Source organism: Kribbella sp. NBC_01510 (assembly GCF_045040325.1).
Classification (GTDB): domain Bacteria; phylum Actinomycetota; class Actinomycetes; order Propionibacteriales; family Kribbellaceae; genus Kribbella.
Genome location: NZ_CP109418.1, coordinates 2,569,639 through 2,588,354 on the forward strand (window position 1 = coordinate 2,569,639; position 18,716 = coordinate 2,588,354).

The window sequence follows — 18,716 nt, forward strand, 5'->3', positions numbered from 1 at the left end:
GCACCGATCAGGCTGCGGCCCCTTCCTGCTGGCAGGCGGGGTGAGTGGTGAACCCGCCATCAACGACTGACGGGTGTAGAGGCTTCTCGCAGACCTGACAGGTCGGATTTGTCTCGGGGGAGGTGGAGGGTCTGACGTCCCCTTGCTGACCTCCCCCGTCTATATAGGGGAGGTCGGGGGAGGTCAGCACGTCCCCCGCTGGGGTACGTCGGGGTACGTCGGGGGATGTACTAGCTGAGTAGTACTGCTTTGCCTTCCGTGGACCCATCTCGATGCGCAGAGCCCCCCGCTGGACAGCCAGCGCAGCAGCCTTCAGCTCGTCGCCCTTCTGGCACGGGCAACCGGCCTGCCGGATCGCATCCAGCAGCTTGTTCCCGGTGATCCCCGGCTGGGCCTCTGCTGCCTTGACGACAGCCTGAACAACTGCGTCCAGGTGGCGGGTTTTCGCTGCTTCCTTGCGGCTTCCCGAGCCCGTAAGTGTGATGAGTCGCGTAGCCGGGTCGAACGACAGCTGGTCCTCGTCCACCTCCACGTCACGGCCCATCGCTTTCAGGAACCGGACTCGCTCGTCGTCGGGGTCCCGAGTCAACGTGATGATGCTGTCGGCCCAGTCCTCCAGCGCGGATGAACCGCGGGACCGCTCACCGTTCCAACCGGCGTGAGTGGCGAGGATCAGATCAACTGCACCGACCTCGCCACGGGTGAAGTAGTCCAGGTCTGTCAGCCATGCACCGACCTCCCCGGAATCGTTCTGGGATGCCCCGGTGTAGGCACGCCCAAAGGGGTCCACGATCAACGTCTCGGTGGCTTGAGCCTTCAGCGCAGCAACCAGGGCAGCCCGGTCCTCCGGGTGGGTCAGTGGGTTGCGGCGCCCCCGAACGTTCACCAGGAACAGCCGGTCACCGGGGATGCCGACCTCAGCGGCCCACCGGGCTATCTGGGCTGCAGACACCTCGTAGTTCATGAGGGTGACCCGGCCCGTGATCTTGCGGACTGGGAACCGCCCCAGGAAGTCCTCACCGAGGATCAGCGACCGGGCCAGGTTCAGTTCCAGGGTCGTCTTCCCGGTCTTGCGCTGGGCAACGATCAGGGTCCCAGCCTCAGAGGGGATCAGACCTTCCACGCGGTGCGGCGGTTCAGCCGGCCGAGCCAGGATCTCCGCGAGCGTCCCAGCGTCGATCGGCGGTGCGTCGCTGCCCTGCCTCTCTGCTGCGACCTTGGCGCGGGTAGCTTCCCGAATCCGAACCCGCCGCGCCTCATGCTCGACGGCCAGAGCGAAACCGTTGTCATCGGCAAGCGCTGGGTTGTCATCTGGCCCCGGGTCGAACGGGTCTGGGTAGTCCTCCCCCACGTTCATGTACGCAACCGGCACGCCAGCATCCGGGTCGCTCTCGTGCACGTGCACGGTGATTCCTCTCAGGCAAGGGCAATCCGGCTGACAGCACTTACACTGGGCGGGCTGTCTGTCGGTGAACCGGTTTGCGTGGCTTTCTCAGGTCCAGCGGTCGCTGACAAACCACCGGGGTTCTGGCGGGATCCCGGGTCGGGTTGGGTGGTGCATAGGGGTCGGTTCTGGCGGACCGGCCCCTCATCCATTCCCGGGTGGATCTCCTAGGGCGCGATCAGGCCGCGCTGCCCTGCTCGGGCTGCTCGGTGACCCCGAGGCCGAACCGGGCGATGAACTGCGCGGTCGGCACGACGCGACGCCGGCCAAGTGCGAGGACTGGGGCGTCTCCGGCGTCGATCAGGTTGGACATGCTGGTGTAGCTGATCCCCAGGATCGCGGCGGCCCGGTTGATGGTGATGGTCGGCTCCATCCGCGGGTCCGGTAGCTCCCGGGTCTTCGGGGTCTTCAGTGCAGGCATCGGTGTGCCTCTCCTTTCGGCTGTGCCAGGTGCGGTGCCCTGTCTGTGGCTCTAACTGTAGCACGGTACGCACAGTCCACTGTGCTACAGTAGTGATGCAGGTGACAGTAACACGGGCTACCGTGCGGCTGTGACCCCTACAGACCCGAAACCACAGTCCATGAGATGGGTAACGCCACTGATGACAGGCCAAGAGGCGATCGAATGGTGGGACGCCAGTGGATGGCTGATCCGTGCCCACCTGGGCCTTGTAGATGGCTCGCTGCAGGTGGTCGGTGTCGATGTCCGGTCCTTCGATGAGCACCGACACGAGGACGGCGAGCTCCACCGCACACCTGGCCCGAAGGGATACCAGGGGTTCAGCTACGACGTGGCACGCCTGCTGTTACGGCCCCGCGAGATCACCGATCGCGCACTCAGTGAACTGGTCGCCGCTACGACACCGGTCGAGGGTGTCCGGATGGATGAGGCGTTCCTTGCTGAGGCCAAGACGGCGCGGTCTGAGGCAGCAGCAGCACAACGGCAGCGACCAATACCCGAGGGCCTGCAGCTGGTGGCCGACCTCTATGCAGAGGCCAAGGCCAAGGGGGAGCGCAAAGTCGCGCTGTACGTCGCCAACAAGCTCCGGGAACGCGGCGAGGATGTCCGCGACGTGACCGTGCGAAACCGGATCTCCCGGGCCAAAAAGGCCGGCCTCATTACCTGACCCCCACCACCCGCCAACCCCGAAAGGAACATCACGCCAGTGACCAGCAAGGAACACATCCACAAGGAAACGCTCCAGGACGGGCGCACCCGTTACTGGTTCCGGGTCGGCATGAAGGACCCGCGCACCGGGCGGTATGTCCGGCCCCGCTACACCTTCGACACCTGGAAGGAAGCCAAGGCCGAGCGGGGTCGGATGCTGTCCGAGCGGGACCGGGGCACCGCTGTGGTGCGGACCAAGATCACCGTGGCCGAGTGGGTGCAGCAGTGGCTCGAGGTGAAGGGCGCGGGATCGGATGAAGCCGGCACCCGGACCGTGAAGCCGTCCACGCTGCGGTACTACCGCGACACCCTGCAGCCGGTCGTGAAGCGGTACGGCACGGTGAAGCTGCAGGAACTGTCCACGCGGGATCTGGAGAAGCTGAAGCAGGAGATGTTGTCGGGGGAGGCCCGGGTGGTTGGGCGCCGGGGTGCGCCGATGTCAGCCCGGTCCGTGAACGCCACCATCGGATCCACTCACGCCGTGCTCAAGTCGGCGCTGCAGCAGCAGCTGATCTACATCAACCCGGCTGAGGCAGTGGCCCGGGTGACCTCCAGGCGCACCGCGGCCAAGGTTCGGCAGACCCGTGGATCCTGGCAGCCGGAAAACTCCCAGGCGTTCCTGCGGCACATCGCGGACCACCGCCTCACCGGGGCGTGGTGGCTGTCGATGCTCGGGCTACGCCGCGGCGAGGTGCTGGGGTTGCGCTGGTCCTCGGTCGACTTCGAGGCTGGACAGTTCACGGTGGACCACAACCGCGTGGTGACAGCTGGCGTGGTGTACGACACCGACACCAAGGCTGAGGCATCGGACCGCACCCTCCCGCTGCCGGCACCAGTGGCAGCTGCACTGCGGGAGACCAGGCGGCACCAGGCAGCGGAGAAGCTGCGGGCCGGTGAGGCGTACAGCGATCAAGGCCTGGTCGTGGTGGACGAGATCGGCAAGCCCTACAGGCCGGAGTATTACTCGGATCTGTTCGTGGCACTGTCAGCGGATGCCGGCTTGCCGCGGATCCCGCTGCATGGTGCGCGACACGCAGCGGCGTCGCTGCTGGCGGCCAACGGTGTTCCGATTGTGGATGCGGCCCGGTGGTTGGGGCAGTCGCAGACCAGCATCACCGAGCGTTACCAGCACGCCTTCGATGAGGGGCTGAAGGCAGCCGGGGACAAGCTGGCCGCTGCACTGTCCGGGATCGTCGCCAAGTAGTCATGTGCAGCAGATGTGCAGCAAACCCAGATCAGATAGGAGGGAGGTGGCAACAATGAACAGCGCCGGAAACGCGAAACCGCAGGTCAGAAGTGGTTTCTGCCTGCGGTCTGGAAGCGCGCTCGGAGGGATTCGAACCCCCAACCTTCTGATCCGTAGTCAGATGCTCTATCCGTTGAGCTACGAGCGCTGGACAACGTCGAGTAACGATACATGGCGGGGGCGGGTGTGTGCCAATCGGCTCCTGGGTGGGGGCTCTAGCTTCCGCGGCACGCGCGGAGAACGCGTGCAGCAGCACGCACAACCAGGGGACGCGTGGGTCGACCACAGTTGCTGGAACCGGGTGGGGTCGGGGTGCGTCGGAGGCGGTTGTCGGCTGATCGGTAAGGGAGGACCTCCGCGTGGTTAAGGTCGCGGGCATGGCGAGTCGACTGGTGCGCGGTACGGCGATCGGGTGTGGTGTGGCCGCGATCGCGGGGGCTGGGATCGGGTTCGCTGTCGGCGAGCCGGTGCAGCCGGAGGACATTCTGCCGGCGCGGTCGATGCCGGCCGATCTGTGTGCGCGGCTCGGCGACGTGTCCAGCCTGTTGCCCAAGGCATCGAGCAGTACGGCGCCCGTCACGCTGGTCCAGGGTGGCAGTACGTCGATCACCTGCGAGGCGGGCAGCAGCCGCGCCAAGGTCGCCGCCTACACCGCCGCGACGCTGAAGGTGACGATCACCCCGAGCCCCGGGCAGGACGCCGGCGCCGGCAATCCGCCTTTGACGCCCGATCAAGTGGCGAAGAAGACCTTCACCCGTTCGCCGATGAAGGCGGTCCCGAACAGCACGTACCCGACCAAGACCAGCCGGAGCACGAACGGCGCGGCCACTGAGTCGTGGATCGTCCGCGCGCTCGTCCAGCGCGCGGACATCGTCGTACAGGTGGACTACACGGCCAATCCGATCGATGCGGACACGGCGGAGAAGGTAGCTATCGCGCTCGCGGACCGGGCGATCTGGGAGACGAAGTGAGCAACAGTACGCCGGAGATCCCCGGCTACCAGTTCGACCAGCGATTGCTGCAGCACCCGCTGGCCGAGCTCTGGCACGGCCGCAGCTTCACCGGGATGGAGATCGTCGCTCTGGTGCTCAGCGAGGCCGGCGCGCGCGACGCGACCGTGCGGGACCGGCTCGTCCGGGCCGGCCGCGGCGCCGCGCTCGAACCCGCGCGGCTCGAGACCCCATTGTGGGCGGCCAACTTCAGCTCCGACCGCCCGTATGCGGTCACGCAACTGATCCCCGGCCAGACCGGCGCCGAGCGCCTGATCGACCCACTCGACGGTGTCATCGGCAACGACGACGAGTCGCTGCAGGCGGTCCGCGCCCAGCTCAGCCAGTACGGCGCCAGGCCGCCGACGGCCGACACGACGATCCCGTCGTACGCCGACCACCCGCAAGCAACCGCCGAGCCCGGGCAAGCCCCACAACCAACCGCGCAACCGCAGTCCACGATCGAGGTCGCCCGCGAGTACAAGCGGAAGATCGGCGGCTGGATCTACGCGGTCGTCGCCTTCGTCGTGCTGCTCGTCTTCACGGTCACCTACTCCATCGGCGCCGCCGTCGGCAGTTCGGTGAAATCCGACCAGCCGGTCGACGCCGCTCCCCAGGCCGCGGTGAGCCCGGAGGCGTACCCGTCGCCCGTCCTGCTGCCCGCGATCCCGAAGATCACCACCGCGCCGTACAAGCGGCCGGACGGATCCGCCGGCGTGTTCGGCGCCACGTACGCCGCCGGCACCGACCTGCAGGTGATCACGACGGCCGAGCTGCCGTTCGCGCTCGGCTGGCCGCGGCCGCCGCAGGTGACGTTCCTCCGCGAGTCCTCCTCGGTCGTCTACCGGCGGATCGTGACGCGCTCCGACTACTCCAACGACGGACTGAAGAACTCGCTCGACGCTCGGATCGCCTTGCACCCGTGCGCGAGCCTCGCCGCCTGCCGGGCCGACCGGGCCGCGTTCGACAAGCAGTGGGCGAAGGTCTACAAGGCGAAGGCACCCACGACGGCGAAGGACGCGCGGACGTGGCTGACGGTGAAGACAACGCCGTACGCCGTGACGATGACGAGGGCCTATGTGAGCGGCGGCCAGTGGTGGCTCGTCGGCTCAGTGGTCACCGGCGGGCCCGGCGAGGAAGCGGACGTGCAACGCATCGTGAACGACATCTGGCGGCAGACCAGCTGATCCACCGCAAGATCTGCAGGAACGGCCCGCGCGAGCAGCGCGGGCCGTTCTCATTTTCACAAGGTTCGCCGGAAAGCGATTGTCGCCAAAACTTTGTGACCGGGTTCACGTTCTAGGGGTTCTCAGCACTCGGGTCGTTCGCGTACCGTAGTACCACTTGCACACTGGTATACGTCCACTGGACGCACTGGTATGCGAGAGTTCACACCGCCAGCCAGCTGAATCGAACCGCCGGAGACCCCGGCGGCCGGAGCCGTACCCCCCTCAGTGTCGAGGGATCGGACGGCCGCCGGGCCCGACAGCCGAGAGGGAATGAGCCGCCGATGACGACAACCGCCAGCCCGACCCATACCGAGACCGCCACCCGAGCAGCCACCACGGACCCCCTCCCAGCCGCAGCCCCCGCGCCGTACCCCCTGACCGACGCCCCGACCCGCCACTCCGGCCTGCTGGCCTGGGTCGCCGAGGTCGCCGAACTGACGCAGCCCGACCGGATCCACTGGGTGGACGGCTCGGACGAGGAGTACGCCGGACTCACCGCGGAGCTGATCGAGGCCGGCACCATGGTCCGGCTGAACGAGGGGAAGAAGCCGAACTCGTTCTGGGTGCGCACGGACCCCTCGGACGTGGCGCGGGTCGAGCAGCGGACGTTCATCTGCTCGGTCGACGAGGCCGACGCCGGCCCGACCAACAACTGGATGGCGCCGGCCGAGATGAAGGCGCTGATGACCGAGCTGTACCGCGGCTCGATGCGTGGCCGGACGATGTACGTCGTCCCGTTCTGCATGGGCCCGCTGACCGCGGACAAGCCGATGTTCGGCGTCGAGATCACCGACTCGGCGTACGTGGTCGCGTCGATGCGGATCATGTGCCGGACCGGTGCCGAAGTACTGGCGAAGCTCGGCGACGAGGCGTTCTTCGTGCCCTGTCTGCACTCGGTCGGCGCTCCGCTCGCTCCCGGTCAGAAAGATGTCCCCTGGCCGTGCAACGACGAGAAGTACATCGTGCAGTTCCCGGAAGAGCGGACGATCTGGTCGTACGGCTCCGGGTACGGCGGCAACTCGCTGCTGGGCAAGAAGTGCTACTCGCTGCGGATCGCGTCGGCGATCGCGCGGGACGAGGGCTGGCTGGCCGAGCACATGCTGATCCTGAAGCTGATCTCGCCGGACAAGAAGGTCCACTATGTCGCGGCCGCGTTCCCGAGCGCGTGTGGCAAGACCAACCTGGCGATGCTCGACCCGACCCTGGAGGGCTGGGAGGTCGAGACGCTCGGCGACGACATCGCCTGGATGCGGTTCGGCAAGGACGGCCGGCTGTACGCCGTGAACCCGGAGTTCGGCCTGTTCGGCGTGGCCCCCGGCACCGGCTGGAAGACGAACCCGAACGCGATGCGCACGATCGAGAAGGGCAACTCGGTCTTCACCAACGTCGCGCTCACCGATGACGGCGACGTCTGGTGGGAGGGCTACTCGCCGACCCCGCCGAACCACCTGACCGACTGGAAGGGCCGGGAGTGGACGCCGGACTCGGACGAGCTGTCCAGCCACCCGAACAGCCGGTTCTGCACCCCGATCAAGCAGTGCCCGATCATTGCTGACGAGTACGACGACCCGAACGGCGTACCGATCTCGGCGATCATCTTCGGTGGCCGTCGCGCCACCACGGTGCCGCTGGTGACCGAGTCGCGGGACTGGGCGCACGGCGTGTTCATGGGCGCGACGCTGTCGTCGGAGACCACCGCGGCCGCGGTCGGCCAGGTCGGCGTCGTACGGCGGGACCCGATGGCGATGCTGCCGTTCCTCGGCTACGACGCGGGCCAGTACTTCGACCACTGGCTGACCGTCGGCAAGGAGCACGACGCGGCGCAACTGCCGAAGATCTTCTACGTGAACTGGTTCCGCAAGGACGACGCGGGCAAGTTCGTCTGGCCGGGCTTCGGCGAGAACGGCCGGGTGCTGAAGTGGGTGATCGACCGGATCGAGGGCCAGGCCGACGCGGTCGAGACCCCGATCGGCCGGATCCCGACGCCGGACTCGCTCGACGTGTCCGGGCTCGACCTGACCGCCGACGAGCTCGACATCGCGCTCGCCGTCGACGCCGAGGAGTGGAAGGCCGAGATCCCGCTGATCGAGGAGTGGTTCGCCAAGCTCGGCGACACCGTGCCGGCCTCGCTGCGGATCGAGCTCGACCACCTGAAGGCGCGGCTCGGCTGACGCCCCAGGACACCGGCCGCTGAATCGGAAGCCAGCGGTCGGGCAGGAAGCGCGGCGCCCCGGCTCACCGGCCGGGGCGCCGCGCTGTACTTTCGGCCAGCACCCGGCGGACCTCGTCGTCGCCGACCGGCGAGAAGTCGCGGTACGCCTGCCCGACGGCGGCGAAGCGGCGCGGGATCCACGCACACACCACCTGGTCCGCGACCTGCGACAGCCACCGGCAGCTCTCCACGCCACCGACCGGTACGGCGACGATCACGCGAGCCGGCCGTTGGCGTCGTACCGCTTCCACCGCGGCGCGCATGGTCGAACCGGTGGCGAGACCGTCGTCGACCAGGATCACCACGCGGTCGTGGACGTCGATGGGCGGCCGGTCGCCGCGATACTCCCGCTCACGCCGGCGCAGCTCACGGACCTCGCGCTCACGGACCTGCTCCAGCGTCTGCTCGTCGACGCCCTTCAGCACCGTCTCGTTGCGGACGGTGTGCGTCGAGTCGCCGACGCCCGCGATCGCCCCCATCGCCAGCTCCGGCTGACCCGGCAGGCCGAGCTTGCGGACGATCAGTACGTCGAGATCCGCGTCCAACGCGTCCGCGATCGGAGCCGCCACGGGCACCCCGCCCCGCGCCAGCCCCAGCACCAGAACGGATCCGCCGACCTCGCCGAGCTCCTCCACCAACGCCCGGCCCGCAGCCGCCCGATCCAGGTACGGCCTCCTCATAACGCCATCATCCAACTACGTTGGCCGCATGCGAATCCCGGAGAGCGCGCGGGGCGTGCTCGAATCGAATGCTCTTGGGCATCTGGTGACGATCAATGCGGACGGCAGTCCGCAGGTGTCGGTGATCTGGGTCGGGCTGGACGGGGACGAGATCGTCGCCGCCCACATCCCGAACAACCAGAAAGTGAAGAACATCCGGCGTGACGGCCGGGTGGTGCTGTCGGTCGAGACCGACCGGAGGAACGAGATGGGCCTGACCGAGTACCTGGTGATCACGGGCACTGCCCGGATCACCGAGGGCGGGGCGGGCGACGTACTGCGTGAGCTCGCCAAGACCTACATCGGTCCGGACGCGCAGTACCGGCCCGGCGAGGACCTGCCGCCGGGGTACGTCACGCACATCACGGTGGACAAGATCGGCGGTGTCGGACCATGGGCCTGAAGATCGGCGTGATGCTTCCGCTGGGTGACGGGGACGGCCCCGGGGGTGGGATGCCGGGGTGGAAGGACCTCCGCGCGGTCGCCGAGGCGGCCGACCAGAACGGGCTGGACTCGGTGTGGCTCGCGGATCACTTCCTCTACCGCGACCCGGAGGGCCGGGTGTTCGGGATGCACGAGTCGTGGACGCTGCTGAGCGCGGTGGCCGCGGTCACCACGAACGTCGAGGTGGGGAACATGGTGCTGTGCGCATCGTTCCGTGACCCCGGACTGACCGCCAAGATGGCCGCGACGCTGGACGAGGTGTCCGGCGGACGGCTGATCCTCGGCGTCGGGGCCGGCTGGCACGATCCGGAGTACGAGGCGTTCGGGCTGCCGACCGACCATCGGGTCGGGCGCTTCGAGGAATGGCTCGAGATCGTGGCGCGGATGGTCCGTGGCGAGACGGTCACGTTCGACGGCACGTACTACCGGGTCAGCGAGGCGAACCTCGATCCGGCACCGCCGCACCGGATCCCGATCCTGGTCGCCGGCCACCGCCCGCGGATGATGCGGCTCGTCGCCGAGTGGGCCGATGCCTGGAACACCGCGTGGTACGGCGCCGCGAGCGACAAGGTCGAGGAGAAGCTCGGCACCCTCCGCGAGGCGGTGAAGACGGCCGGCAAACCCGACGGCGCCGTGGCCGCCACGGTCGGGATCGTCGTCCGCGACGCCGACCAGCCATCCGTCGCGGACCCCGATCCCCGCGCCATCGAAGGCACGATCCCGGAACTCGCCGAGGCGCTGAGCGCATACCAGAAACTAGGCGTCGACCACCTGATCATCTCCCCGGAGCCGATGACCCCACGCTCGGTCGAACGCATCGCCGAAGCCAAGCAATTGCTGAGCGAACAGCCAACGCCGCCAGGCACCCGCTGAGCAGACAGACAACGCCAGCCAGGCACGACCCCGGGGGTCCGGGGGCGAAGCCCGCCGGGCGGGCCCCGGGGGTTGCACCCCCGGAAAACAGCCGGAGCTCCCTAGTCCGCGCTATCTGCGGACAGGGAGCTCCCGGGAGCGGAGGCGGCGGGATTTGAACCCGCGAGAGGGGATTACCCTCAACCCGCTTAGCAGGCGGGCGCCATCGACCGGACTAGGCGACGCCTCCTCCGACGATCCCCCTGGGGGGACACGACGACGGCCAAGACTATCCGCTCGACCCTGTCGGCGGCAAAGCGGGTCCCGACCCTCCTGACCGACACTCTGCGTGCCGGGGGCGGCACCTTGGGAGAGTAGCCCGGGGCACCTGTACTGTGGCGGGCATCGACGGGGGTCGCCAGCTTCACGTCAACCAACCAGGTGTCGTGGGCGTCAGAAGTACCGTGGGCTGCTGTGCGCGGCCGACGGAGGGTCGCCACGTCGTCGATCAGGGAACGGAGCTATGTCGCGGAGTACTCGCGCAGCCGGACGCAGATCCGCGCCACGGGCCAGCCGGTCCAGGCACCGCTCGCAGCGGGCCCGGACGACCTCGAACGCGATCGGCCTGACGCTGCTCAGCGCCTTGATCCCGGGTTCTGGGTTGCTGATGGGTGGGCGGAAGAAGCTGGGTGCGTTCGTGCTCACGATCAGCGTCGGGTTGCTGCTGATCGCCGCGTACGTCGGCCTCACGCGGCGGGACTCGATTCTCGCCTTCGCGGTGTCGCCGCGGCAGTTGCTGATCGCTACCGCGGCCGTCGTGGTGCTGGGCGTGGGCTGGATCTGGATAGTGGTTGCCTCGCACAAACTGCTCCGCCCGGTCAGCATGACCTACACCGGGCGGCTGGTCGGGTCGATGTTCGTCGGGCTGCTCTGCTTCGCGATCGCCGTACCGACGACCGTGGCGGCGCAGACCGTGATGGCGCAGCGCGACCTGGTCGGGAGCGTGTTCCAGTCCGAGGGCAACTCGAAGAGCGCGACCCGTCCGAAGGTGGACAACAACAAGGACCCGTGGGCCAAGACTCCCCGCCTGAACCTGCTGCTGCTCGGCGCTGACGACGGCGTCGGCCGCACCGGTGTCCGGACCGACACCGTGATCGTGGCCAGTATCGACACCAAGACCGGTGACACCGCGCTGATCTCGCTCAGCCGGAACTGGATGCGGATGCCGTTCCCCGAGGACTCGCCGCTGCACAAGATCTACCCGGACGGCTTCTGGGACCCGAAGCTGGGCAATGTCGAGCAGCCCGAGTACTACCTGGACTCGATGTACGACAACGTCCCGAAGGCGCATCCCGGGATCCTGGGCCAGACCGACAATGAGGGTGCCGACGTCGTCAAGCTGGCCGCGGGCGCGGCGCTCGGCCTCGACATCGACTACTACATGCAGGTCAACCTGGCCGGGTTCCGGCAGATCATCGACGCGGTCGGCGGCATCACCGTCAACGTCAACTACCGGGTGCCGATCGGCGGCGACTACGGCGACGGCCCGGGGTCGAACACCGCGAAGAAACCGTCCGGCTACATCGAGCCGGGCCCGAACCAGAAGCTCGACGGCTACCACGCGCTCTGGTTCGCCCGCGGCCGCTACGGCCTGAGCGACCCGTCCCGGCAGGAGCGGCAGCGCTGCACGATCCACGCGCTGGTGAACAGCGTGAACCCGGCCACCCTGGTGACGAAGTACCAGCAGATCGCCTCGGCCGGCAAGCAGGTGCTGCGGACCGACATCCCGCAGGAGATCTTGCCGGCGTTCATCCAGTTGGGTCTGAAGGTGAAGGGCGCGAAGGTCACCAACGTCGACCTGGACAAGAACAAGAACTTCCCGACCGGCAAGAACCCCGACTACACCGCGATGCAGGAGATCATCCAGAAGGCCATCGCCCCGAAGACGCAGCCGGTCTCCACCCCGTCGGCCGCCACGACGAAGAAGCCGTCCAGCGGGTCGACCAAGAAGGCGACGCCGAAGCCGGCCGTGACACCAGGCGCCACCGAGAACCTGAACGACGCCTGCGCGTACAACCCGAGCCAGACCGGGAACTGACAGCAACCGGACCAACAGCAGCCCGAAGAGTCCGCAGGCCTCTGATCGGTGGTCCGACCCGCCGCCCGGGGGAACCGGCCGGGACCGCGAATGGGATCCTTGTGCGATGCGTACGACGTACCGGATGCGGGCGGGGCGGTTCCTCGGGGTGCTGGCCGCCGGGCTGATCATCCTCGGCGTGGCGGCGATCCTGTGGGCACTCGGGCTGCCGGCCGTGGCGGTCTCGGTGTTCGTCACCCTGGGTGGGCTGATCACGCTGGCCGGGCTGTGGATCCTGATCTGGCCGCCGAAGATCGCGAAGCTGCGGGACACCGGGATCGAGGTGCGCGGCGTCCGGACGCCCTGGACCGACGTCACCGAGGTCGGCCGGGTCGAGACCACGCACGGCGAGGCGATCGTGCTGCGGACCAAGCAGCCGGACCACTCGATCCTGCTGCCGATCGCCTGGCTGGCGCCTGGTCGCTCCGCGAGCCTGGAGACCGCGCTGCGGGACCGGCTGAACGCGGCGCACGGTTACACGATCTGGGACGGCACTGCCCCGGACGGCAACGATCGCGCAGAATGACTTGCGAGCCGATTCGACCTGAGGAGTCCGGGTGCTGTCCTTCGAGTTGTCGTACGACGAACTGATCGCCTACCAGGGCACCAACCCCAGGCCGGCGGACTTCGACCAGTACTGGGACAAGGCGCTGCTGGAGCTCGATGCCGTCGCCCCGGAGACCGAGTTCGCCGACGCGACCGACTTCCCGCTGACCACGGCGACCGCGCAGCACCTGTACTTCATCGGCACCGGCGGCTACCGCGTGCACGCAAAGGTGATCCGTCCGGCCGAGCCCACCGGCCCGGCCGTGCTGATCTTCCACGGGTACGGCGGTGAGCAGCCGAAGTGGGTCGATCTGCTGCCGTACGCCGCCCGCGGGTTCACCGTGGCCGCGCTGGACGTGCGTGAGCAGGTCGGATTCCGGACCGAGTCGCAGGCGGTGAACAGTTTCTCGCTGCACAACCACCTGGTCCACGGCCTCGACGACGGACCGGACGGGTTGCTGTACCGGCACGTGTTCCTGGACACCCGGCGGCTGGCGGACATCATCGGCGCCCTGCCCGAGGTGGACGCCGCGCGAATCGCAACCACGGGCTGGAGCCAGGGCGGTGGACTCAGCCTGGTCGCCGCGGCGCTGACCCCGGGCATCAAGTACACCGCGAGCGTCTTCCCGTTCCTGTGCGACTATCAGCGGACCTGGGACCTGAACCTGGAGACCGGCCCGTACGACGAGATCGTCACCTGGTTCAAGAAGCGCGACCCCCGGCACCTGCGCCAGGACGAGGTGTTCACCACCCTCGGCTACATCGACGTCCAGCACCTCGCTCCCCGGATCCGCGCCGAGGTCACCCTCTTTACCGGCCTCGAGGACCAGGTCTGCCCGCCGTCCACCCAGTTCGCGGCGTACAACAAGATCACGTCCCGCAAAGACGTCCGCCTCTACCCCGACTTCGGCCACGACGACCTCCCCGGCGCCCACGACGACATCTACCAACTGATCGGCGCCAAACTCTGAGCACGCTCACAGTCCTCGGTACAGCGGCGCCGTACCCGCAGCCGGACCGACCCTGCTCCGGCTACCTTCTCCGCGCCGGCGGCGCTGAGGTCTGGGTCGACGCGGGCCCGGGCTCACTCGCCGAACTCCTGCGCCACACGACTCTGGCGCGGCTGGACGCTGTCTGGCTCTCGCATCTCCACCTGGACCACATCGGCGATCTGCTCAACGCGTACTACGCCTTGGCGTACGGCGAACTCCCGCCACGTCCCGCGCCACTCCCGGTCTACGCCCCCGCCGCTCTCGCGGACCGCATGGCCGGCTTCTTCGCCCAACCAGATGGCGCGTTCCTGGCCGACGTACTGGACCTGCGTCCGCTCCACGACGGCCACGAGCTCCGGATCCGGGATGTGCTGCTCACCACCCGCGCGGTCGAGCACGGCACCGAGGCCTACGCCCTCCGAGCGGGCTCCTTGGTGTACTCCGGCGACTGCGCCCCCTGCCCCGCCCTGGACGACCTGGCCATCAACGCCGACCTCCTCCTCTGCGAAGCCAACGACCCGCATCCCACCCCAGTCCACCACACCCCAACCCAGGCAGGTGAACTGGCCCGCCGCACTCACGCCAACCGCCTGGTCGTCACCCACGTCGGGCCCCTGCTGACCCCGGAAGCCGCCACATCCCAAGCCAGCAAGGCGTTTGGCGGCCTCACCACCACCGCCGAGGTCGGCGCCACCCTCACCTTCTGACGGGCTGACCACCACCCCGACGCCAGCCCCGTCGGCCAGTGAGGGGCAACCCTCCAGCTCGGGGGTTCTCCGGCTTCTGCTGGATGTGTGGGCGAGGTGAGCGGCGTCGGCCGGTGTGCAAGCTTGACAGGAGGTATCGGCCCAGGGCTGCCGGTCGGGCGTGGCATTCACGCCTGGCCCCGGTCGGCCCGGCCGGGGCAGCGCGGACACCTCCTGTCGACCTTGCACACCCCCAGCCACCGTCCGCACCCCCCGGGCTGCCACCGACCACCACCGCGAACAGCACGATCGTGCACGCGTAGCCGACGAGCACCCACTTCAGCTGCTGCCGCTCCAGCTCGGCGGCCCGCCGCCACCTGGTCACGAGTGACGCGAAGCCCACGACCACGGCTGCGAGGAGCATTCCGCCGAGCAGAGCCGCGACGACCGGTTCACCGGTCGCGGTGACGCCGACCGGATTCGTCGCGCCGTGCAGACCTTCGGGATACTCGGGCCCTTCGTACGGCGTCAGCGCCCAGGTGACCGCGATGACGGCCACTGCGGTTGCGTTGAACCACAACGCCGGCCGAGACGTTTGCCGGCCATCGGGCAGCATCACCGGCAGTAGTACGGCGATCGCCGTGTAGCCGGTCGCCCGGAGTAGCAGGCAGGCGAGACCTTACGCCAGCGCGGCGGCCAGCTCCATCAACCAGAACGACGGCTCGATCGTCCGGCCGGCGGCCGCGTTGACCGCGTGCAGGCCGGCCCCCACGAGTCCGGCGAGGACCGCGAGTACACCGATGACAACCCCCATGACCGCATCATGGTCATGCCCGGCGAGGTGAACGCGTCGCCGCCAGCTTGTCCCGGCGTCACGGGACAAGGAGTCCCGGATCGGATCGTGACGGCCGGCCGTGGTGGACGGGACAGCCCGGTCGCGACCGTAGGGGCACCGAATCCGATCGACAGGAGAAACACTGTGACCACCGCGACCACCACCCACTCCACCGCGACGCGCCGGCGGCCGGCGAGCGTGCTCGTCGCCGCGATCCTGCTCGGCCTGATCGCCGCGGTCGGCGGCTACGGCTCGATCTACTTCACCGGCCTCGAGGGCTGGACGGCACTCGGCGTCTGCTTCGTCGTGGCGTACGAGTTCCTCACGCTGACCGGCCTGATCGCCGTCGTCGCGTTCCTCCGCAACCACTCCCTCGGCCGTCCGGGCGTCATCCTCTACGCGACGTGGATGATCTACTTCACGCTCTTCAAGCTGATCGCGTTCCAGGAACTGCAGGCCATCCCGTTCGGCGTGATCGCCGCCGTCGCCCTCGTCCTGGTGACCCGGCGCTCAGCCCGCTGACGTCAGGTCGGAATCCACGTGGGCCACCACGGTGGAACGTTCCCCGGGCAGGTGCCCGGGGAACCGGCGGGCGTGCCTTGCCAGGAGAACAGGGCGAGATCGGCGATGGTGATCGCGATCGCGGCGGCGAGCAGCGAGAACAGGAACGCCTTGCCGGCGTAGCGGAAGACGGTGGTGAACAGAACGAGGTTCACGATCAGGGCGAGCGGCAGGCCGAGAAACAGCAGGGTGAGGCCGTTGGGGACGCTGCCGGTGACGTCGACGTTACACGCCTTCCACGCCCGCGAAGTGATCACGACGAGCCCGAACGCTGCTCCGCCGCCGACGACCACCGCAAGGAACGACTCGCCCTTGCTCCCCTTCGCAGCTAACGCCATGGGGTTCACCGTAAGTGATCCGGGCGGCCACTTCAGCTCGCCCCGGCGGGGTCCGACGTACTCAATACCGCCAGCGCAGCGCGCGGACCCGGTCCTCCAGCGACAACCCGCCCAGCGACTCCGCGTCATGACGCCGTACGGCGAGGAACGGGTCGACGATCGCGTCACCCAGGGCGTCCCGCAGAACGGCCGAGCGCTCGAGGGCCGACAGCGCGTCCTCGAGTGTGAGCGGCAAGCGGCGCGGGCGTTCGTCGTCCGGGTACGTCGCCGGGTCGCGGTCGAGGCCGGGCGGCAAGACCGCCTTCCGCTCCAGCCCGGTCAAGGCGGCGGCCAGCACGGCTGCGGCGGAGAGGTACGCGTTGCCCGACGGATCGCCGATCTTGATCTCGCAGTTGGCCGAGTCCGGCCGACTGGTCACGCTGCCCGGCACGTAGCGCAGCGCGGCCTCGCGATTCTCCTCGCCCCAGCACGCGAACGCGCCGGCCCAGTTCCCGGGCACGCGGCGATCCGCGCTGACCACGCTCGGCGCCAGTACACCGGTCAGTCCGTCGAGCTCGTCGAGCACTCCGGCGATCAGTTGCCGCGCATGCTCGGACGGACCGTCGTCACCACCGAACGGCACGCCATCCAGCGACGCGGAGAAGTGGATATGCGCGCCATTGCCGACGAACCCGGCCACTGTGATCGGCGCGAACGACGCCAGCAGCCCATGTGCACGAGCGACCCGATGGACGACGAGCCGCGCGAGCTGCGACTGGTCAGCAGCGGCCAGGGGCGTCGCGGGCGGCAGCGCGACCTCGACCTGACCCTGCGCGTACTCCGGATGCAGTTGCTCCGCCGGGACCCCGGCCGCGTCGAGTGCCTCGAGCAGGTCGACCGCGAAGTCCTCCAGCTTCACCATGGCCAGCACGCCGTACGCCGGTCCGATGGTGCCGACCGCGGGATCGCCGGGATCACCGGTGAAGACCGTGAACTCCAGCTCGAACCCGAGCTTGACGTCGAGGCCGGCCGCGACCGCCCGCGCTTCCTGCCGCCGCAGCGCCGCACGCTGGCAGATGTCGACCGGCTCGTGGTCCTGCGTCAACTGGTCGGCCGGCGCCCAGAACACGGTGTGGTCCGGCCCGAGCGGGGCGACCGCGCCCAGGTCCGGCATCAGCCGGTTGTCGCCGACCGGCCCGTTCACCAGCGGCGACGAGGTGATGGCGTCGTCGGCGCACATCAGGGCGAACACCGGCGACAGCCCGATCCCGTCGCGGACCGCCGTACGCACGCGGGCCGCAGGCACCGTCTTCGCGCGGGTGATGCCGGCGTTGTCGACGATGGACGTGATCAGCATCCGCAGGCCGCTCTCGAGCAGCGCGTCGACGGGACTGTCGGTGACAGACATGCCGACCTTCGTACCACACGACCCGTCAACCGGCGGCGTTCCGGATGATCACACCGCATAATCGGGACGTGAGCGATGGGTGGCCGGATGGTCCGTACCGGGTGGGGATCTCGGGGTGGCGCTACCCGCCCTGGCGGAAGGTGTACTACCCGGACGGCCTGCCGCAGCGGGCCGAGCTCGAGTACGCCTCCGGCCGGCTGAACTCGATCGAGCTGAACGGCTCGTTCTACTCGCTCCAGCGGCCGTCGTCGTACCAGCGCTGGCACGACGAGACGCCGGACGGATTCGTGTTCGCGGTCAAGGGCCCGCGGTTCGTCACGCACCTGAAGAAGCTGGCCGACGTGGACGCGCCGCTGGCCAACTTCTTCGCCTCCGGAGTCCTTGCGCTCGGCAACAAACTCGGCCCGGTGCTGTGGCAGCTCCCGCCGACCCTCGGGTACGACGAGGAGCGCTGCACCGCGTTCTTCGCCTCGTTGCCGCGGTCCACGGCGGTAGCCGCGGAAGTTGCCAAGGGCCACGACGAGCGGATGGAGGGCCGCTCATTGCTGGAGTGCGCGGTCGACATCCCGCTCCGGCACGCGATCGAAGTACGGCACTCCAGCTTCCAGACGCCCGGCTTCGTCCAACTGTGCCGCCGGCATGACATCGCTCTGGTCTGCGCGGACACCGCCGGGAAGTGGCCGATGTTCGACGACATCACCTCCGACTTCGCCTACGTGCGGCTGCACGGCGCCGACGAGCTCTACGTCAGCGGATACGACGACGAGTCGCTGGACCGGTGGGCCGCGAAGATCCGGGCCTGGGACCAGAGCGCCTACGTCTACTTCGACAACGACGCCAAGGTCCGGGCGCCGTTCGACGCGGAGGGGCTGTCCCGCCGGCTCGGGATCACTTCGGCGGGTGCCGAAGTATCACGGCCTTAGCGTGATCG

At 68.6% G+C, this 18,716-nt stretch carries 20 protein-coding genes and 2 tRNA genes; 13 read left to right on the forward strand and 9 right to left on the reverse strand.

Annotated features, from left to right (window positions below; genetic code table 11):
• Positions 1-7 precede the first annotated feature (7 nt).
• Positions 8-1,399, reverse strand: coding sequence for an AAA family ATPase (locus OG558_RS12795; protein ID WP_405070424.1), 1,392 nt, complete (start codon positions 1,397-1,399; stop codon positions 8-10).
• Positions 1,400-1,622: 223 nt separating this feature from the next.
• Positions 1,623-1,865, reverse strand: a complete 243-nt coding sequence (locus OG558_RS12800; protein ID WP_405070425.1) for a hypothetical protein — start codon at positions 1,863-1,865, stop codon at positions 1,623-1,625.
• A 181-nt stretch (positions 1,866-2,046) separates the two neighbouring features.
• Between OG558_RS12800 and OG558_RS12805 the strand changes: the two genes are divergently transcribed.
• A complete protein-coding gene (locus OG558_RS12805) occupies positions 2,047-2,571 on the forward strand; it encodes a hypothetical protein (protein ID WP_405070426.1) in 525 nt (174 codons plus the stop codon).
• 39 nt (positions 2,572-2,610) lie between these two features.
• On the forward strand, positions 2,611-3,816 hold the full coding sequence (locus OG558_RS12810; RefSeq protein WP_405070427.1) for a tyrosine-type recombinase/integrase: 1,206 nt from the start codon (positions 2,611-2,613) through the stop codon (positions 3,814-3,816).
• A gap of 117 nt (positions 3,817-3,933) precedes the next feature.
• Here OG558_RS12810 and OG558_RS12815 read toward each other — a convergent pair.
• A tRNA-Arg gene (locus OG558_RS12815) sits at positions 3,934-4,006 on the reverse strand.
• Between the two features lie 229 nt (positions 4,007-4,235).
• On the opposite strand from OG558_RS12815, the gene OG558_RS12820 reads away from it, so the two are divergent.
• From OG558_RS12820 to OG558_RS12830, 3 genes are all read left to right on the forward strand, one after another.
• Complete coding sequence (locus tag OG558_RS12820; protein ID WP_405070428.1) at positions 4,236-4,829, forward strand: hypothetical protein; 594 nt, start codon at positions 4,236-4,238, stop codon at positions 4,827-4,829.
• Positions 4,826-6,034: a hypothetical protein gene (locus tag OG558_RS12825; protein WP_405070429.1), complete on the forward strand. Its 1,209-nt coding sequence runs from the start codon at positions 4,826-4,828 to the stop codon at positions 6,032-6,034. The genes OG558_RS12820 and OG558_RS12825 overlap by 4 nt, the downstream gene beginning before the upstream one ends.
• A gap of 323 nt (positions 6,035-6,357) precedes the next feature.
• Complete coding sequence (locus OG558_RS12830; RefSeq protein WP_405070430.1) at positions 6,358-8,247, forward strand: phosphoenolpyruvate carboxykinase (GTP); 1,890 nt, start codon at positions 6,358-6,360, stop codon at positions 8,245-8,247.
• Positions 8,248-8,311: 64 nt separating this feature from the next.
• Here OG558_RS12830 and OG558_RS12835 read toward each other — a convergent pair whose 3' ends face one another.
• On the reverse strand, positions 8,312-8,968 hold the full coding sequence (locus tag OG558_RS12835; RefSeq protein ID WP_405070431.1) for a phosphoribosyltransferase: 657 nt from the start codon (positions 8,966-8,968) through the stop codon (positions 8,312-8,314).
• A 28-nt stretch (positions 8,969-8,996) separates the two neighbouring features.
• On the opposite strand from OG558_RS12835, the gene OG558_RS12840 reads away from it, so the two are divergent.
• Together OG558_RS12840 and OG558_RS12845 are read left to right on the forward strand one after the other, a co-directional pair.
• Positions 8,997-9,410, forward strand: a complete 414-nt coding sequence (locus OG558_RS12840) for a PPOX class F420-dependent oxidoreductase (protein ID WP_405070432.1) — start codon at positions 8,997-8,999, stop codon at positions 9,408-9,410.
• Complete coding sequence (locus OG558_RS12845; RefSeq protein ID WP_405070433.1) at positions 9,401-10,324, forward strand: LLM class flavin-dependent oxidoreductase; 924 nt, start codon at positions 9,401-9,403, stop codon at positions 10,322-10,324. The genes OG558_RS12840 and OG558_RS12845 overlap by 10 nt, the downstream gene beginning before the upstream one ends.
• A 139-nt stretch (positions 10,325-10,463) precedes the next feature.
• On the opposite strand, the gene OG558_RS12850 is transcribed toward OG558_RS12845, so the two are convergent.
• A tRNA-Ser gene (locus tag OG558_RS12850) sits at positions 10,464-10,553 on the reverse strand.
• A 273-nt stretch (positions 10,554-10,826) separates the two neighbouring features.
• On the opposite strand from OG558_RS12850, the gene OG558_RS12855 reads away from it, so the two are divergent.
• The 4 genes from OG558_RS12855 (at position 10,827) to OG558_RS12870 (ending at position 14,685) form a co-directional block, all read left to right on the forward strand.
• The gene (locus OG558_RS12855) at positions 10,827-12,401 is read left to right on the forward strand and encodes an LCP family protein (RefSeq protein WP_405070434.1); all 1,575 of its coding nucleotides are present in this window, start codon (positions 10,827-10,829) and stop codon (positions 12,399-12,401) included.
• Between the two features lie 106 nt (positions 12,402-12,507).
• The gene (locus OG558_RS12860) at positions 12,508-12,966 is read left to right on the forward strand and encodes a hypothetical protein (protein WP_405070435.1); all 459 of its coding nucleotides are present in this window, start codon (positions 12,508-12,510) and stop codon (positions 12,964-12,966) included.
• 31 nt (positions 12,967-12,997) lie between these two features.
• Positions 12,998-13,957 (forward strand): acetylxylan esterase, encoded by a 960-nt coding sequence (locus OG558_RS12865; RefSeq protein ID WP_405070436.1) that lies wholly within the window; start codon positions 12,998-13,000, stop codon positions 13,955-13,957.
• Entirely contained in the window at positions 13,954-14,685 is a 732-nt protein-coding gene (locus OG558_RS12870; RefSeq protein ID WP_405072155.1) for an MBL fold metallo-hydrolase, read from the forward strand. The genes OG558_RS12865 and OG558_RS12870 overlap by 4 nt, the downstream gene beginning before the upstream one ends.
• On the opposite strand, the gene OG558_RS12875 is transcribed toward OG558_RS12870, so the two are convergent.
• Together OG558_RS12875 and OG558_RS12880 are read right to left on the reverse strand one after the other, a co-directional pair.
• Positions 14,675-15,223, reverse strand: a complete 549-nt coding sequence (locus tag OG558_RS12875) for a hypothetical protein (RefSeq protein ID WP_405070437.1) — start codon at positions 15,221-15,223, stop codon at positions 14,675-14,677. The genes OG558_RS12870 and OG558_RS12875 overlap by 11 nt on opposite strands.
• A 120-nt stretch (positions 15,224-15,343) precedes the next feature.
• Positions 15,344-15,478 (reverse strand): hypothetical protein, encoded by a 135-nt coding sequence (locus OG558_RS12880; RefSeq protein WP_405070439.1) that lies wholly within the window; start codon positions 15,476-15,478, stop codon positions 15,344-15,346.
• Positions 15,479-15,643: 165 nt separating this feature from the next.
• On the opposite strand from OG558_RS12880, the gene OG558_RS12885 reads away from it, so the two are divergent.
• The gene (locus OG558_RS12885) at positions 15,644-16,021 is read left to right on the forward strand and encodes a hypothetical protein (RefSeq protein WP_405070441.1); all 378 of its coding nucleotides are present in this window, start codon (positions 15,644-15,646) and stop codon (positions 16,019-16,021) included.
• Positions 16,022-16,023: 2 nt separating this feature from the next.
• On the opposite strand, the gene OG558_RS12890 is transcribed toward OG558_RS12885, so the two are convergent.
• Together OG558_RS12890 and OG558_RS12895 are read right to left on the reverse strand one after the other, a co-directional pair.
• Positions 16,024-16,398: a hypothetical protein gene (locus tag OG558_RS12890; protein ID WP_329483435.1), complete on the reverse strand. Its 375-nt coding sequence runs from the start codon at positions 16,396-16,398 to the stop codon at positions 16,024-16,026.
• A 61-nt stretch (positions 16,399-16,459) separates the two neighbouring features.
• Positions 16,460-17,785 (reverse strand): glutamine synthetase, encoded by a 1,326-nt coding sequence (locus tag OG558_RS12895; RefSeq protein WP_405070442.1) that lies wholly within the window; start codon positions 17,783-17,785, stop codon positions 16,460-16,462.
• Positions 17,786-17,853: 68 nt separating this feature from the next.
• On the opposite strand from OG558_RS12895, the gene OG558_RS12900 reads away from it, so the two are divergent.
• Complete coding sequence (locus OG558_RS12900) at positions 17,854-18,708, forward strand: DUF72 domain-containing protein (RefSeq protein WP_405070443.1); 855 nt, start codon at positions 17,854-17,856, stop codon at positions 18,706-18,708.
• The last annotated feature ends 8 nt before the right edge of the window (positions 18,709-18,716 follow it).